13 protein-coding genes and 1 pseudogene are annotated in these 15,107 nt (G+C 69.9%); 10 read left to right on the top strand and 4 right to left on the bottom strand.

From position 1 onward, the window contains the following. Positions 1-19 precede the first annotated feature (19 nt). The 4 genes from mch to NPA30_RS13385 are packed head-to-tail and all read right to left on the bottom strand — an operon-like array spanning position 20 to position 4,050. A complete protein-coding gene (mch, locus tag NPA30_RS13370) occupies positions 20-988 on the bottom strand; it encodes a methenyltetrahydromethanopterin cyclohydrolase (RefSeq protein ID WP_256803194.1) in 969 nt (322 codons plus the stop codon). Further along, entirely contained in the window at positions 985-2,142 is a 1,158-nt protein-coding gene (locus tag NPA30_RS13375; protein WP_256803195.1) for an ATP-grasp domain-containing protein, read from the bottom strand. Before NPA30_RS13375 ends, mch begins: the two co-directional genes overlap by 4 nt. 5 nt (positions 2,143-2,147) lie before the next feature. Further along, the gene (locus NPA30_RS13380; RefSeq protein ID WP_256803196.1) at positions 2,148-3,044 is read right to left on the bottom strand and encodes an NAD(P)-dependent methylenetetrahydromethanopterin dehydrogenase; all 897 of its coding nucleotides are present in this window, start codon (positions 3,042-3,044) and stop codon (positions 2,148-2,150) included. 49 nt (positions 3,045-3,093) lie between these two features. Beyond that, on the bottom strand, positions 3,094-4,050 hold the full coding sequence (locus NPA30_RS13385) for a beta-ribofuranosylaminobenzene 5'-phosphate synthase family protein (RefSeq protein WP_256803197.1): 957 nt from the start codon (positions 4,048-4,050) through the stop codon (positions 3,094-3,096). A 69-nt stretch (positions 4,051-4,119) separates the two neighbouring features. Between NPA30_RS13385 and NPA30_RS13390 the strand changes: the two are divergent. The 10 genes and pseudogenes from NPA30_RS13390 to urtD form a co-directional block, all read left to right on the top strand. Beyond that, positions 4,120-4,485: pseudogene (locus tag NPA30_RS13390) on the top strand (4a-hydroxytetrahydrobiopterin dehydratase); the annotation flags it as partial. A gap of 109 nt (positions 4,486-4,594) precedes the next feature. Then, entirely contained in the window at positions 4,595-5,707 is a 1,113-nt protein-coding gene (locus NPA30_RS13395; protein WP_256803198.1) for a molybdopterin-binding domain-containing protein, read from the top strand. Continuing rightward, positions 5,707-7,338, top strand: a complete 1,632-nt coding sequence (locus NPA30_RS13400; RefSeq protein ID WP_256803199.1) for a formylmethanofuran dehydrogenase subunit A — start codon at positions 5,707-5,709, stop codon at positions 7,336-7,338. The genes NPA30_RS13395 and NPA30_RS13400 overlap by 1 nt, the downstream gene beginning before the upstream one ends. Then, positions 7,335-8,246, top strand: a complete 912-nt coding sequence (gene fhcD / locus NPA30_RS13405; RefSeq protein WP_256803200.1) for a formylmethanofuran--tetrahydromethanopterin N-formyltransferase — start codon at positions 7,335-7,337, stop codon at positions 8,244-8,246. The genes NPA30_RS13400 and fhcD overlap by 4 nt, the downstream gene beginning before the upstream one ends. Next, positions 8,243-9,052 (top strand): formylmethanofuran dehydrogenase subunit C, encoded by an 810-nt coding sequence (locus tag NPA30_RS13410; RefSeq protein ID WP_256803201.1) that lies wholly within the window; start codon positions 8,243-8,245, stop codon positions 9,050-9,052. Before fhcD ends, NPA30_RS13410 begins: the two co-directional genes overlap by 4 nt. Positions 9,053-9,170: 118 nt before the next feature. Continuing rightward, on the top strand, positions 9,171-9,377 hold the full coding sequence (locus NPA30_RS13415) for a hypothetical protein (RefSeq protein ID WP_256803202.1): 207 nt from the start codon (positions 9,171-9,173) through the stop codon (positions 9,375-9,377). A 296-nt stretch (positions 9,378-9,673) separates the two neighbouring features. After that, a complete protein-coding gene (gene urtA / locus NPA30_RS13420; protein ID WP_256803203.1) occupies positions 9,674-10,966 on the top strand; it encodes an urea ABC transporter substrate-binding protein in 1,293 nt (430 codons plus the stop codon). A gap of 129 nt (positions 10,967-11,095) precedes the next feature. Beyond that, positions 11,096-12,733, top strand: a complete 1,638-nt coding sequence (gene urtB, locus NPA30_RS13425; protein WP_372338799.1) for an urea ABC transporter permease subunit UrtB — start codon at positions 11,096-11,098, stop codon at positions 12,731-12,733. A gap of 241 nt (positions 12,734-12,974) precedes the next feature. After that, a complete protein-coding gene (gene urtC / locus NPA30_RS13430) occupies positions 12,975-14,135 on the top strand; it encodes an urea ABC transporter permease subunit UrtC (protein WP_256803204.1) in 1,161 nt (386 codons plus the stop codon). Between the two features lie 13 nt (positions 14,136-14,148). Beyond that, a complete protein-coding gene (gene urtD / locus NPA30_RS13435) occupies positions 14,149-15,102 on the top strand; it encodes an urea ABC transporter ATP-binding protein UrtD (RefSeq protein ID WP_372338800.1) in 954 nt (317 codons plus the stop codon). The last annotated feature ends 5 nt before the right edge of the window (positions 15,103-15,107 follow it).

Genomic DNA, 15,107 nt, shown 5'->3' on the forward strand with positions numbered 1-15,107 from the left:
GGGCACGCCGGCCTCGCCGTCAGCCAAAGCTCTTGTCCACCAGCGCGGGATCGATGCCGCCGCCGCGGAAGCACTCGCCGGTTTCGAGTGCGACGACCATCACCTCGGCCGGGCTGAACAGCATCGGGTCGATCTTGTAGAAGTCGCCGTTGTAGGCGCGGAAGATGTCGCCGAACGGCGTGCCGTAGTCCTTGGAGTTGCGGCTCGACAGCTGCTCGGCCAGATGGCGCGCGTCGTCGGCCGGCCCGGTGACGCAGAGCTGCACGCGGCCGCCATAGATCACCGCGTCGTTGGTGCGCCCCATCGCCGTGATGAAGTCGGGATGCGGCGGCGGCAGCGGCGCCGCACCCAGACCCTCGACGATGCGCTCCAGCGGAAACTCCAGGGCGTGCGCCTTGTGGAGCGCCACCTCGACGACGCGGGCGACGATCTGCACGGTGCCGGCGAGGCTCTGGGTCGGCGCGTACAGGATCGTCAGGCGCTCCGGCGCGACCGCGCAGTCCTCGGCGATGCGGCGCACGAGGTCGGGCGGCGGCGGCCGGTCGGTCTCCAGGACGAGCACCGCCTCGCCGGACTGGTCGCCATAGCCGAGATCCTTGTAGATCGCCTCCTGCGCGGCGAGCGCCCGCGCCGGGCCCGAGCCCATGGCGAAATAGCTCGTCTCGCCTTCGCCATGGCCGAGGTGCCAGCCGGCATACTGGCTGGCAAGGCAGGCGATCACGGGTTGCGAGGTTGCGACCGTCAGCGAGAAGGGCCAGCGCGCGAGTGTCGGATCGGACGCGATGGCGACCCGGCCGAGGCCGCCCATGCAGATCTCGGCGAGCCGCCGTCCGGCTTCCGTGCCGCCCTGTACGGCGGCGCCGAGATCGATCAGATGCTCGCCGGCCGCGCCGGTGGTGACGGCGACGCGCAGCGCCTCGCGCCGTTCAACGAGGGCGGTGACGAGCGCCGCCGCACCGGCATTCACGCTGGGATGTGACGCGCTCATGTGTCCTGTCCTTCGACCTCTCTTTTGATGATCTTCAGTCGCGCCTTAAAGAGCGCGATGGCGTCGTCCGGTGTTGCGGCCTCGGCGGTGAGGGTGCAGATCGGCGCATCGCGATGGAGAATCGTGCCGCGCGCCGGGCGGTCCGACACCCAGTCCGGCCACGTGTCCCGCGCGATCACCGCCTCGTCGCGGTCGAGATAGGCGTAGCCGAGCGCCTTGGCCGACGGGAAATGCGGGGCGGCTGGTGGCAGCCGGCCCTCGCAGGCGTCGAGGTGGATGGCAAAGAGCGGGCAGGCCGTCCCGTCGAAGACCTCGAGCGAGGCACCCGGCCGTGGATTGATCTCGAGCAGAACCGGGCCTTCGGTGCCGAGCAGGAAGTCGGCACTGCCGAGCCCGACGAGATCGGGCAGGGCCGCCGCGACGGCCGAAACCGCGCGGGTCATGCCGGCTTCGGCGTCGGCACCGGGATGGACCGGCCCGCAGGCGCCGCCATAGCGGAAGGGCAGCGCCTCCGTCGGGCCGAGCCACTGCCGGGAGAAGGCGAGCGTCACGGCTGCGCCCCGGCCGGCCGCGAAGAGCGCCGAAACGCGTTCGCCTTCGATGAAGCGCTGATAGTAGCGGTCGGCTGCATGCGGGCGGGTGGACGGGGCGCCGATATGCAGGCCGCCGGCAGCGCCGACGCGCTTCGACAGCCAGCCGTCGTCCCCAGGCGGCGGGTCGAGCCGCGTCTCCGGGTGACGGATGCCGGCCGCGGCACACAGCGCGGCAAAGCGCATCGGATCCTTCAGTGCACGCACCACCGCCGCGCCGTTGCCGAGCAAGGGCCAGCGGGCGGCGATCGCCTCCAGGAGCTCCGGCCGGTCCTCGAAGCCCGGACCGCACAGGACGCCGCGGGGCGCGCAGCGGGCCGCCAGCCGGTCGAGCGCGTCCAGAAGTTCGTCGCCGTCGAAGCCGCTGACGAAGTCGCCATGCACGGTCTCGAAGCCGTCGGCGAGGTCGCGCAGGTCGTTGTCGGCGAAGAGATCGGCGACGTAGGGCCGATAGCCCGCACGGCGCGCCGCGGCGGCCAGCGCGCGGCCTGAAAAGGTGGCGATGACGACGTCGCGCGCGGGCGCCGCGACAGACGGGGAGGCAAGCTCCGGCGCAGCGGACATGATGGTCAGGGCACCAGCGTGCGGGCGAGCGCGAAGGCGTCGCGGAAGTCGAGCGCCAGAGGTTCCTTCGCCTCGATCATGCGGCGGAACAGGCCGGCCTCGGTCTGATACTTGACGTTGCCGATGGCGAGGGCGCCGATACCCAGCGCGCGGGTGTCGCCGATCGGCTTGGCGTCGTCGAAGGGGTCGATCCCTTCGATGCCGGAGGGCGGCACGGCGTTGACGTCGGCGGCGATCAGGAGATCGGGCGCGGCGGCGATCTGTGCCGTGTCAAGGACGCGCACGCCGGCCTTCGCCGCGGCGAAGACCGCATCCGACCCGCGGATGATCTCGGTGTTCTTCTCTGCCGTCGAGCCGTCGGCGGCCTTCACCCTGACGCCGAAGCGCGCCGCGATCTCCGCCGCCCGATCCTCGACGCGCTTCAGGCCGCTGTAACCGACCAGCGTCACCTCGGCACCCTCCAGCGCGGCGATCACCGCCGAGGAGTAGCCGACGACGCCGGTCGCGCCGAACACGGCGATGCGCAGGCCGGACAGGTCGCGGCCGGTCGCCGTCTTCAGCCGCTTCTCGACGCAGGCGACCATCGCCGCCGCGGTGGTGAAGGAGCCGGCGGGATCGGCAAAGAGATGGCAGCCGAAGGGCGGCACGAGCGCCGACTTGCCGGCCTCGATCATGTCCAGCGCCAGCACCGCGTCGTCGCCGCCGAAGAAGATGCCCGTCGCCGCGCCACGATCCGGCGGGCGCGAGAAGATCGCGTCCTGCACCAGGTCGCCGACCTCCTCGAGGGTGACGTTCTCGTAGGGCACAATCACGTCGAAGCCTGCATCGGCCGCCATGTTCACGTCGAACGGGCTGACATGCTTGTGCGGGGTCAGCATGTGCAGAATCGTCTTTTCGACCATCGTCTCCTCCGATCTGGCTTCGTTTTTGCCGTCTGCTCGCGGTCGGACCTCAGCCGTTCGCCTCGACGCGCGCGCCGTGGTTCAGCCCCTCGACGATCGCGATCTCCAGCCCTTCGCAGAGGCCGGTGCGGGCGAGCGCCGCGACGGCCGCCTCGGCCTCGTCCTGCGCGGCGGCGAAGGCGAACCCGGCCGAGCCCCAGGAGCTCTGCCCGATGCCGTGCGTGCCAGCCGCCGAGAGCGCGCGCAGCGCCGCTCCGACCCTGGTGCTGGTGAAGACGCCGCCCTGCGCAGGCGCAAAATGCGAACCGACTTTCAGCTGGATCTCGGCAATGGCACGGCCGAAGGCGGAAAGATCCTCCTCGGCCAGCGCCGGCAGAACCTGCATCAGGGTGAGGCGGCAGATCTCCGCCGCCTCCGAAGCGGGAAATGTCGGCAACGCCCGGAAGGCTTCGATCTCGGCGGCGCCGGACAGACCGCGATGGGCGGGATCGCGGACTATGATCACCCGCCAGGCGGCCGGGAAGGGTAGGCGGGCGATCATCGGCGGGGTCGCCTCCGAAGCGCCCTTGCCGCCGTCGACGACGATACCGCCCGTCGCGAACAGACCGGCGCCGAGGCCGGAGCGACTGCCGCGCCCGAGGCGGGCGGCCATCTCATGCGGGTCGAAGGGGCGCTCGTGCAGCGCGCACAGTGCGGCAGCGACGGCGAGCGCCAGCTGGGTGCCGGAACCGAGGCCGGAATGGGCGGGGATGGCCTCCTCGATCGTCAGGCGGTGACCGCGCGGCAGATCGAGGAGATCGGTCAGACGCGTCAGGTGCGCCGCGGCGCGCTCGGCCTCGGGACCGTCGACTCGCGTCGTTCCGGCGCGCTCGACGGAGAGCCGCGTGGCGACGTCCGAGACCGAGAGGCCGATGCCGCCGAAGCGCCGGCCGAGGCCCCCATTGAGGTCGAGAAAGCCGAGATGCAGGCGGGCGGGCGCGCACACGCTGACGACGTCCGGTCTCACCACACCCTGCCTTCCTGTGCCCCAGTCGTTCTATTATCCTTTGCCGTCACACGGCAAGGGAGACGAACCATGACCGAGGCGACCCACGACGACGCGGTGGTGGAGGCCCGGCTCGCCGCCGAACTGCCGCATTGGCGGCTGGAGGGCGGCTGGATCCGCCGCACCTACCGGACGCACGGGTGGAAGGGCACGCTGATGGTCATCAACGCGGTCGGCCATCTCGCCGAAGCCGCCTTCCACCATCCGGACATCTGCGCCTCCTACGCCTTTGTCGAGGTGCGGCTGATGACGCACATGCCGAAGGGCATCACCGACAAGGACTTCGCCCTGGCCCGGAAGATCGAGGAGGTCGTGGGCTGGCAGCCGGGGCTCGAGGGCGGGCCCCTGACCGGCACGCCGGACGACCCGCGCTTCGCCTACATCCGGTATGACAAAGGCGGAGGCGCGCGCGGCAGGCCCGACGTGACCGCCATCGGTACCCGAGGTCTTCCGTCCTCCGGCGCCATGCCCTAGAACAGGGTACGGGTGCCAGGAAGCGGGAAGCGTGACCACAGCTTGGATCGACGGGGAGGCGGCCGAACACGCGGCGGCGATCGCGGCGGCGGCAGGGCGGATCAGGGCGAGCCGACACCCCCTTTTCACCGGCGACTACGGCGACGTCGCCACCACGCGCGCCCTGCTGCGGCTCGCCGCGCAAGCGGGTGGGGCGGTCGACCAGCAAAATGCAGCAGCGGCTCTGGGCTGGCTGTCCGTGCTGCGGGAAACCGGCAGCTTCGTCGGCGCTCCCGCCGAGATCCGGCGCCGCGCGGACATGCTGCTCTTCGTCGGGCCGAATGCCTTGCAGGCGGCGCCCGAGCTCGCCGATTTCGTCTTGACCGAACAGCCCGACCTCGGTCGTGGCAAGGGCGGGCCGCGTCGCGTGCTGTGGCTCGGCGGGCCGGCCGCGCTGCCCGATCTGCCGGGCGGCGGAAGGGTCGAGGCAGTCGCCTGCGCTCCGGGCCAGCTGCGTGCGGCGCTGTCAATGCTGCGTGCCGGCGTGTCCGGGCAGCGCTTCGGCAAGGGGCCTCTCGCCACCGATGTCATTCATGCGCTGGCCGTGACGTTGCGCGAGGCCCGCTTCGGCGCGCTCGTCTTCGCCGCCTGCGACCTCGACGAACTGGACCTCGAGATGCTCCTCGGCCTGGTGGCCGACCTGAATGCCGAAACACGTTGGACGACGCTGCCGCTGAGCGGCGACCCCGCCGCCTTCGGTGCGGCGCAGGTGGCGACCTGGACGGCCGGCTGGCCGCTACGCCTCGGCTTCGGGCGCGGCGTGCCGGAGCACGACCTCTGGCGCTTCGACGGCGCGCGGCTGGCGGCAAGCGGGGAGTGCGACCTCGTTGTCCACCTCGGATCCGGCGAGGCCGATCTGCCCGAGGCCTTCCGCGAGCTGCCGCTGATCGCCGTCACGTCCGACGCGACCGCCTGGCGCAGCGAGCCCGCGATCCGCTTCACCGTCGCCTCCACCAGCGCCGGCCATCTCATCCGCTTCAACGAGCTCTGGGGCAGCTTCGTCGCGGCCGCTCCCGGCACGGCGTCGGATCGCCCGTCGCCGGCCGAGCTGCTCGATGGCATCGCCGAAGCCCTCGATGCGGCCAGCCAGGAGGAGGCGGCCTGATGCTGACCTGTCTGAAGGGCGGCCATGTCGTCGATCCGGTCGCCGGCCTCGACGGCCCGGCGGATCTGTGGGTCGAGGACGGCCGCGTCGTCGAGGCACCCGACGGCCCGAGGCCGGACCGCATCATCGACTGCGCCGGTCTCGTCGTCATGGCGGGCGCGATCGACATCCACTCGCACATCGCCAGCGGCCACGTGAACACCGCCCGCCTGCTGCTGCCGGAGTTCCACAAGGCGTTCCAGGCCCGGCCGGGCGCGACGAAGCTGTCGCAGATCGGCTGGACGGCCGAGGAGACGGGCCTGCGTTACGCCGAGATGGGCTTCACGCTCGTCGTCGAGCCCGCCATGGCGCCGTCGAGCGCGCTGCATTCGCACCTCGAGCTCGCGGACATCCCGATCATCGACAAGGCCGCACTGGTCGTCCTCGGCAATGACGATGTCCTGCTGTCGCTGATGCGGGCGGGCGAGAGCCCGCAGGCCATCGAGGATTACGTTGCCTGGACGGTCGGGAGCGCCCGTGCGCTGGGGGTCAAGACGATCAATGCCGGAGGTTCGGCCGCCTTCAAGGACAATGTCCGCGCCTTCTCGATCGACGACGAGGTGCCGGACTACGGGGTGACGTCGCGGGCCATCGTCAAGACGCTGCAGTCGGCGGTGACCGGCCTCAAGATCCCGCATCCCCTGCACGTCCACTGCAACAATCTCGGCATCGCCGGCAGCGCGGACTCGGCCGCCGCGACCATCCAGTCGGCGGAGGGCCTGCCGCTGCACCTCGCCCACCTGCAGTTCTACGGCTATGGCGCGGGCGGCAAGCGCGGCTTCTCTTCGGAAGGGCAGCGGCTCGCCGAACTCGTCAATGCGCGGCCCGAGATCACCGTCGACATCGGCCAGGTGATGTTCGGCCCGACCGTGACGATCTCCTCCGACGAACTGCGCCAGTTCGCCGGACGCACCGCCGGCTCGCCCGGCAAGTACGTCATCATGGACGGCGAGGCGAACGGCGGCGGCGTCGTGCCGATCGACTACAAGGAGACGAGCTACTATTCGGCGCTGCAATGGGCGATCGGGCTCGAGCTGTTCCTCCTCATCAAAGACCCCTGGCGGGTGTTCTTCACCACCGATCATCCGAACGGCGCGCCCTTCACCGCCTATCCCGAACTGTTCGCGCTGCTGATGGACAGGGACGTGCGCGCCCGTTGGCTGGAGATGCTGCCGGACGCGGCGGTCAAGGCCACCTGCCTGACCGAACTCGACCGCGAGTACACGCTCGCGGAGATCGCGATCATGACCCGCGCGGCACCGGCGCGGCTGCTCGGTCTGCCCGACCGCGGGCATCTGTCGCCGGGCGCCGTCGCCGACATCGCCGTCTATCGGCCCGGCGAGGACAAGGCGCAGATGTTCGCCAGCGCCGCCTGGCTCCTGAAGGACGGCGAGGTGGTGGTGGAAAACGGCGCGGTCACGCGGCGCCGCTTCGGCAAGGCGCTGGCGCTCAAGGCCGAAACCGACGCGGCGATGGGTCGGCGGATGGAGCGCTACATGCAGGACAGATACGGCCTGCCGGCGCACTGGTTCGCCGTGCCGCAGGATGCGCTCGGCCGGGAGACGCCGTTCGGCTGGGTGGACATGCGATGAGCGAGTCCCTGATCCGCAACGGTGTCGTCCTCGACGACAGCTTCGCCGAGGCCTTTCCGATGCGCGGCACCGGCATCGTCATCACCGCCGTCAGTGAGCGCTGGGCGCTGGAGGCGGCGCGCTCCTTCACCGGCTTCGCCACTTCGGTCATCGCCTGCGGCTGCGAGGCCGGCATCGATCGCCTGCTGACGCCGGAGGAGACGCCCGACGGGCGCCCGGGCGTGATGGTGCTCCTCTTCGCGATGGACAGCGCATCGCTGGAAAAGCAGCTCGCCACCCGGCTCGGCCAGTGCATCCTCACCAGCCCGTCCTCGGCCTGCTACGCCGGGCTGGAGGCGGAGGACCAGATCCCGCTCGGCAATGCCATCCGCTACTTCGCCGACGGCTGGCAGGTCTCCAAGAAGTTCGCGGGCAAGCACTACTGGCGCATGCCGGTGATGGAGGGCGAGTTCGTCTGCGAGGCGACCACCGGCATGACCAGGGCGGCGGTCGGCGGCGGCAACATGCTGCTGCTCGCGCGCGACGCGGACCGCGCGCTCGCCGCGGCGGAAGCCGCGGTCGAGGCGATCTACAGGGTGCCGGGCGCGATCATGCCGTTCCCCGGCGGCGTCGTGCGCTCGGGCTCGAAGATCGGCGGCAAGTACAAGGGCATGATGGCCTCGACCAACGACGCCTACTGCCCGACGCTGAAGGGCATGGTCGACACGGCGCTCGATCCCGCAGTCGGTTCGGTGCTCGAGATCGTCATCGACGGGCTCTCGGACGCGAGCGTGGCCGAGGCCATGCGGGCCGGGCTGAAGGCTGTGGTCGAACTCGGCCCGGAGCAGGGCGCGCTGCGGATCGGCGCCGGCAATTACGGCGGCAAGCTCGGGCCCTTCCACTACCACCTCAAGGAGCTCGCGCCGTGAGTGGCCTGACCTTCACCCTGCGCGCCGAGCCGGAGGAGCGGCTCGACCTGTCGCCGCTGGTGCCGTCGCGCCTTTCGGGCTCCAGCGAGCGGGAGATTGCCGCGCTGCCGATCGGCACGACCAAACGGGGGCTCACGGTCGGCGACGTCTTTGCGATTATGATGGGCGAGGCCGACGCCATCCGCTTCGACGGCGGCTCGGCACGCTTCGACAATCTCGGCTTCGCCATGCAGGGCGGCGAGATCCGCGTTACCGGCGACGTCGGTGCCTGTCTCGGCCGGCGGATGGCCGGCGGGCGGCTGGTCGTCGAGGGCAATGCGGGTCCGTTCGCCGGTTCCGGGCTGCTCGGCGGCGAGGTCGTCGTCGGGGGCAATGCCGGCGACCGTCTCGCCGGCCCGCTCGGCGGCGAAATGACTGGCATGCGCGGCGGCTTCCTCCACGTGACGGGGTCTGCGGGACGGCGCGCGGCGGATCGGATGCGGCGCGGCGTCATCGTCGTCGACGGCGACGTCGGCGAGGATGCGGCGAGCCGGATGATCGCGGGCACGCTCCTCGTCGGGGGCCGTGCGGCGGACGGCGCCGGCACCCTCATGCGGCGCGGCACGGTGATCGTCGCTGGCGGGGTGTCCGAGCTCGGTCCGACCTTCCTCGACAACGGCGTCGCGCAACTCCTCGCGCTGCGCCTGATGGCGCGCGGCTATCCCGGCATCGGCTGGATCGGCGAACGACTTGCCCGGCCGATGCGCCGGTTCGGCGGCGATACGGCGGCGCTCGGCAAGGGCGAGGTCTTCGTTCCGGCCGGCTGACCGCGCCGTCGCGACTCGGCTCCTGCGGGCCGCCGCGAGCCAGGGCATCCGCAGGCCTGTTTGTCGCGTATCTCGTGACTGGTGGGCACCGTCGCGTCGACCGCCGTGGGAGCCGTCCATGATCGATCTCATCCTGTCCGTCTGTCTTCTCGCCGATCCCGGCACCTGCCGGGAGGAGCACCTGCACTACGAGAGCCGCGGGTCGCTCGCGCAGTGCATGATGCTGGCGATGCCCTATGTCGCGGAATGGGCGGGCGAGCATCCCCGCTGGACGGTGAAGACCTGGCGCTGCGACTGGCCCCAGCGGGAGGGCCAGCCCACCTGAGGTTCGGGTCGAAGGCATTTTCCCTTCAATCGGCCCGAAGATGGGTGCCCGTGTGTCGCCTGCGCATTTATTGGGCATGCAACCCTTCTGATGGCTCGCGAACGGGCAGCACGCCCGGTGCCTGCATCCGTCGCTCCCACCGGGTCACACGCGTCTTGCGGCCGCGCGGCAAGGCCGCTCTATCACCTCGAAGCGCTGCGGCGTCTCCGCGCATCGCCGGCTGGAACTGGCACGAGGCTTGCGACTGCCGCCACGGTGCCCGTGCAGGCGGGCCGTCAACGCTGGAGGTGAGATTGATGAAGTCGGGTCGCAACTGGCTGCGCGGGGGTATCGCAGCTCTGGGGTTTGCCGCGCTCGGTGCCACGGGCGCGCTGGCGCAGGAGGGAGACACCATCAAGGTCGGCATCCTCCATTCGCTGTCCGGCACGATGGCCATCTCGGAGACGACCCTCAAGGACGTCATGCTGATGCTCATCGACGAGCAGAACAAGAAAGGCGGCTTGCTCGGCAAGAAACTCGAGCCGGTGGTGGTCGACCCGGCCTCCGACTGGCCGCTCTTCGCCGAGAAGGCGCGCGAGCTGATCAGCCAGGACAAGGTCTCGGTGGTCTTCGGCTGCTGGACCTCGGTGTCGCGCAAGTCCGTGCTGCCGGTCTTCAAGGAGCTCGACTCGATCCTGTTCTACCCGGTCCAGTACGAGGGCGAGGAATCCGAGCGCAACGTCTTCTACACCGGCGCCGCGCCGAACCAGCAGGCGATCCCGGCCGTCGACTACCTGATGAACGAGGGCGTCAAGCGCTGGGTCCTCGAAGGCACCGACTACGTCTATCCGCGCACCACCAACAAGATCCTCGAGCAGTACCTCAAGGACAAGGGCGTGCCGGCCGAGGACATCAAGATCAACTACACGCCGTTCGGCTTCTCCGACTGGCAGACGGAAGTCTCGGCGATCAAGGACTTCGGCTCGGCCGGCAAGAAGACGGCGGTCGTCTCCACCGTCAACGGCGACGCCAACGTGCCGTTCTACAAGGAGCTCGCCAACCAGGGCGTGAAGGCGACCGATATCCCGGTCGTCGCCTTCTCGGTGGGCGAGGAGGAACTCGCCGGCATCGACACCGCGCCGCTGGTCGGCCACCTCGCGGCCTGGAACTACTTCGAGTCGGTCGACACGCCGGAGAACGAGGCCTTCATCAAGCAGTGGCACCAGTTCATCGGCAACGACAAGCGCGTCACCAACGACCCGATGGAGGCCCACTACATCGGCTTCAACATGTGGGTGAAGGCGGTCGAGAAGGCGGGCACCACCGATCCGGACAAGGTGATCGCGGCCCTGCCGGGCATCGAGCAGCCCAACCTGACGGGCGGCGTCTCGAAGATGCTGCCGAACCACCACATCACCAAGCCGGTGCTGATCGGCGAGATCAACGCCGACGGCCAGTTCGACGTCGTCGACGAGACCGACGACCTCGTGCCGGGCGACGCCTGGTCGGACTACCTGCCGGATTCCAAGAAGCTCGAGGCCGATTGGACCGACCCGATCAACTGCGGCAACTACAACACCGAGACGAAGACCTGCGGCGGAACGCAGTGATCGACGGCTCGGCGGCGGCCGGCGGGTGCCGGTGCTGACGTGATGCTGCGGAGCGGCCGCCGGCCGCTCCGCGACCGTCTCCCCGGATGCCGGACGTGGGGACGGGACTGCAGTCCGGCTCGTTCGAGGATGATGATCGTGGCTCTGGCGCGTGCGCTCGCCTTCTTCCTGTTCGCCGTCACCTTGGCCGGTGCAGCCCCGGCTCCCGCCGCGGCGCAGGGCGTCGATCCGCACGCAATCGTCCAGAAGTTCGGCGGCAAGCAGAGCTTCGAGGCGACCGAGGGGGTGATCGGCGAACTCGCCGCGACCGGCGATCCATCGGTGGCCGGCGCGCTGCGGGCGCTCGGCGAGGGCGAGCTCTACTGGCGCGACAGCGACCAGGCGGTCTTCATCGTTCACGGCCGCGATGACCCGGCGACGCTGCTCGATCCGATCACCGGCGAACCCGCCGGAACCGCGCCGCAGAGCAGCCTCACCAAGGTCCGCATCAAGAATTCGATCCGCAACGCGATTTCCGATGCGCTGGCCGGCCTCACATTGCGGGCAAAGGATCCCGCCGTCCGGCTGAACGCGGCCGAGACGCTGTTCTCGGAGGCCGATGCGCAGGGCATCGCAGCGCTCGACGCGGCCATCGCTGCCGAAACCGTGCCGGCGGTCCGCCAGAAGATGGAGGAGTCGCGCGCGGCCGCGGTGCTGCGCTCGGACCGGCCGTCCGAGGAGAAGGTGGAAGCGGTGAAGGTGCTTCAGCACCGGGGTGACCGCGCCGCGCTGAACGTCCTGAACTCCCTGTCGGCCTCGAGCGCCGACCCGGTCCTGCACCGTGCGGCACAGGCCGGCGCCGCAGCGATCGAGAGCACCATCGCCTTCTGGAACCAGGCGCAGAACGTCTGGTACGGCCTGTCGCTCGGCTCGGTGCTGCTGCTCGCCGCGATCGGCCTTGCCATCACCTTCGGCGTCATGGGCGTCATCAACATGGCGCATGGCGAGATGGTGATGCTCGGCGCCTACACCACGTTCGTGGTGCAGGAACTGATCCGCGCCAATGCGCCGGGCCTGTTCGACTGGTCGCTGGTGATCGCGCTGCCCCTCGCCTTCCTCGTCTCCGGCCTCGTCGGTCTCGCGGTCGAGCGCTGCATCATCCGCTTCCTCTACGGCCGGCCGCTGGAGACGCTGCTCGCCACCTTCGGCGTGTCGCTGATCCTGCAGCAGGGGGTGCGCACGCTGTTCGGCCCGACCAATCGGCAGGTCGGCAACCCCGGTTGGATGTCCGGCGCCTTCGACGTCGGCCTGATGTCGGTGACCTGGAACCGGCTATGGATCATCGTCTTCGCGCTCGTCGTCTTCGCGGTGCTGCTGCTGATCCTCAACCGCACCCCGATGGGGCTGCAGATGCGCGCGGTGACGCAGAACCGGCGGATGGCCGCCGCCATGGGCATCCGCACGCCCTGGGTCGACGCGCTGACCTTCGCGCTGGGCTCGGGAATCGCCGGCATCGCCGGCGTCGCGCTCAGCCAGATCGACAACGTCTCACCCAATCTCGGGCAGGGCTACATCATCGATTCCTTCATGGTGGTCGTCTTCGGCGGGGTCGGCAATCTCTGGGGCACGCTGGTCGGCGCCATGAGCCTCGGCATCCTCAACAAGTCCCTGGAGCCCTATGCAGGCGCCGTGCTCGGCAAGATCGTGGTGCTGGTGCTCCTGATCCTGTTCATCCAGAAGCGCCCGCGCGGCCTCTTCGCGCTGAAGGGAAGGTTCGTGGACGCATGACGCTTGGATCGAGAGACCAGGCCCTTCGAGCGGGCGCCGGCGACGGGCCGATCTCCGCCCTTGAGGGGGAGATGCCTGGCAAGGCAGAGGGGGGTGAGCGGCGTCAGGCTCTGACGCGTGACGTGGCTACGCTTGAGGTTCGGACCCCCCTCCGGGCTGCCGCCCATCTCCCCCGCGAGGGGAGAGATCAGTCTCGTCGTGATCGCCGGCGCCCGCAGTCTGCACAGGCGGAGGCCGCCCGATGATCTTCGCACGACACCTTGGCGCCCGCGTGTGGATCCTCGTCGCCGTGCTCGTCGCTGCCGCGATCCTGGTGCCGGCCGCCAATCTGTGGCTGCCGGCCAGCCATCCGCTGCACGTGCCGAACTATCTCGTCCCGCTGCTCGGCAAGTATGTCTGCTACGCGCTGCTCGCGCTCGCGCTCGACCTCGTCTGGGGCTATGTCGGCATCCTGTCGCTCGGCCACGGCGCCTTCTTCGCGCTCGGCGGGTATGCGATGGGCATGTACCTGATGCGCCAGATCGGCGGGCGGGGCGTCTACGGCAATCCGCTGCTGCCCGACTTCATGGTCTTCCTCAACTGGAAGGAGCTGCCCTGGTACTGGTACGGCTTCGACCACTTCGCCTTCGCGGCGCTGATGGTCCTCCTGGTGCCGGGCCTGCTCGCCTTCGTCTTCGGCTACTTCGCCTTCCGCAGCCGCGTCACCGGCGTCTACCTGTCGATCATCACCCAGGCGATGACCTATGCGCTGCTCCTCGCCTTCTTCCGCAACGACATGGGCTTCGGCGGCAACAATGGCCTGACCGATTTCAAGGACATCCTCGGGTTCCCGATCGCGGCCCGTTCGACCCGTGCTGCGCTCTTCGCCGCCTCCTGCGCGGCGCTGGTCGCCGGCGTCCTCGTCGTCGGCGCGGTGACCCGATCGAAGCTCGGCAAGCTGATGATCGCGGTGCGCGACGCCGAGAGCCGGACGCGCTTCCTCGGCTGGCGCGCCGAGCACGTTAAGCTCTTCGCCTTCACCCTCTCGGCGGTCATGGCGGGCGTCGCCGGCGCGCTCTACGTGCCGCAGGTCGGCATCATCAATCCCGGCGAGTTTGCCCCGGTGAACTCGATCGAAGTGGTGATCTGGGCAGCGGTCGGCGGGCGCGGCACGCTGCTCGGCCCGGTGATTGGCGCGCTCCTCGTCAACTGGGGCAAGAGCTACTTCACCGCGGCATGGCCGGAGGGGTGGCTGTTCATGCTCGGCGGCCTGTTCGTCGTCGTCACACTGCTCCTGCCGCGCGGCATCGTCGGCACCTTCGATCACGGCTGGGACGCGCTCCGCCTGCGACGCCGCGCCCGGCTGGCGGAACGGGGCGGGTCGAGCGGCGCGACCGATGCCGTGCCGAATCCGGCGGAGTGAGGGGGATATGACAATGGTCGAGGAAGCCTCCCGGCAGATCCGCGTGCTCCACGAGCCGCAGGGCTATGCGCCCTCGCTGACGTCGATCTCGCTTGCCGGGCCGGACCCGGCCGCGGGCGATCCGGACGCCGGGGAGAACGGATGGCCGCCGCGGCCTGTGGTTTCACCCCACCCCTGGGCCACCGAGCGCGCGGCGCGCCTCGCTGCCGAGGGCAAGGGACGCCGGCGCCGCGACACGCTGCTCTATCTCGACGGGGTCACCAAGAGCTTCGACGGCTTCAAGGCGATCAACAACCTGTCGCTGGTGGTCGAACGCGGCGAGATGCGCGCGATCATCGGCCCCAACGGCGCAGGCAAGACGACGATGATGGACATCATCACCGGCAAGACCCGGCCGGACAAAGGGGAGGTCTTCTTCGGCGGCGACGTCGACCTGACGCAGCACGACGAGGCCGAGATCGCCGGCATGGGCATCGGCCGCAAGTTCCAGAAGCCGACGGTCTTCGAGAGCCATACGGTCGAGGACAATCTGCGCCTCGCCCTGTCCGGCTCGCGCTCCATCCTGCGCGCCCTGTTCCACCGCAAGGACGCGCCGGAGCGCCAGCGGATCGAGGAGATCCTGGCGCTGACCCGGCTCGAGGCAAAACGCAAAATGCTCGCCGCCGACCTGTCGCACGGCCAGAAGCAATGGCTGGAGATCGGCATGCTCCTCGCGCAGGATCCGGAACTCCTCCTCGTCGACGAGCCGGTCGCCGGCATGACCGACGCCGAGACCGAGGAGACGGCGCGGCTCCTGCGCGACATTTCGCAGAAGCATTCGGTCGTCGTCGTCGAGCACGACATGCACTTCGTGCGCGCTCTCGGCGTGAAGGTCACGTGCCTGCACGAGGGCTCGGTGCTGGCCGAGGGACCGCTCGACCAGGTGTCGGCCGATCCGCGGGTGGTGGAGGTGTATCTTGGGCGGTAACGTCT

The organism is Mangrovibrevibacter kandeliae (genome assembly GCF_024519155.1).
GTDB lineage: Bacteria > Pseudomonadota > Alphaproteobacteria > Rhizobiales > Rhizobiaceae > Mangrovibrevibacter > Mangrovibrevibacter kandeliae.

Bases quoted from the DNA above. Each gene is read 5' to 3' on its own strand.
- mch (WP_256803194.1), bottom strand. From the start codon at position 988: ATGAGCGCGTCACATCCCAGCGTGAATGCCGGTGCGGCGGCGCTCGTC.
- NPA30_RS13375 (WP_256803195.1), bottom strand. From the start codon at position 2,142: ATGTCCGCTGCGCCGGAGCTTGCCTCCCCGTCTGTCGCGGCGCCCGCG.
- NPA30_RS13380 (WP_256803196.1), bottom strand. From the start codon at position 3,044: ATGGTCGAAAAGACGATTCTGCACATGCTGACCCCGCACAAGCATGTC.
- NPA30_RS13400 (WP_256803199.1), top strand. From the start codon at position 5,707: ATGCTGACCTGTCTGAAGGGCGGCCATGTCGTCGATCCGGTCGCCGGC.
- fhcD (WP_256803200.1), top strand. From the start codon at position 7,335: ATGAGCGAGTCCCTGATCCGCAACGGTGTCGTCCTCGACGACAGCTTC.
- NPA30_RS13415 (WP_256803202.1), top strand. From the start codon at position 9,171: ATGATCGATCTCATCCTGTCCGTCTGTCTTCTCGCCGATCCCGGCACC.
- urtA (WP_256803203.1), top strand. From the start codon at position 9,674: ATGAAGTCGGGTCGCAACTGGCTGCGCGGGGGTATCGCAGCTCTGGGG.
- urtB (WP_372338799.1), top strand. From the start codon at position 11,096: ATGATGATCGTGGCTCTGGCGCGTGCGCTCGCCTTCTTCCTGTTCGCC.
- urtC (WP_256803204.1), top strand. From the start codon at position 12,975: ATGATCTTCGCACGACACCTTGGCGCCCGCGTGTGGATCCTCGTCGCC.
- urtD (WP_372338800.1), top strand. From the start codon at position 14,149: ATGGTCGAGGAAGCCTCCCGGCAGATCCGCGTGCTCCACGAGCCGCAG.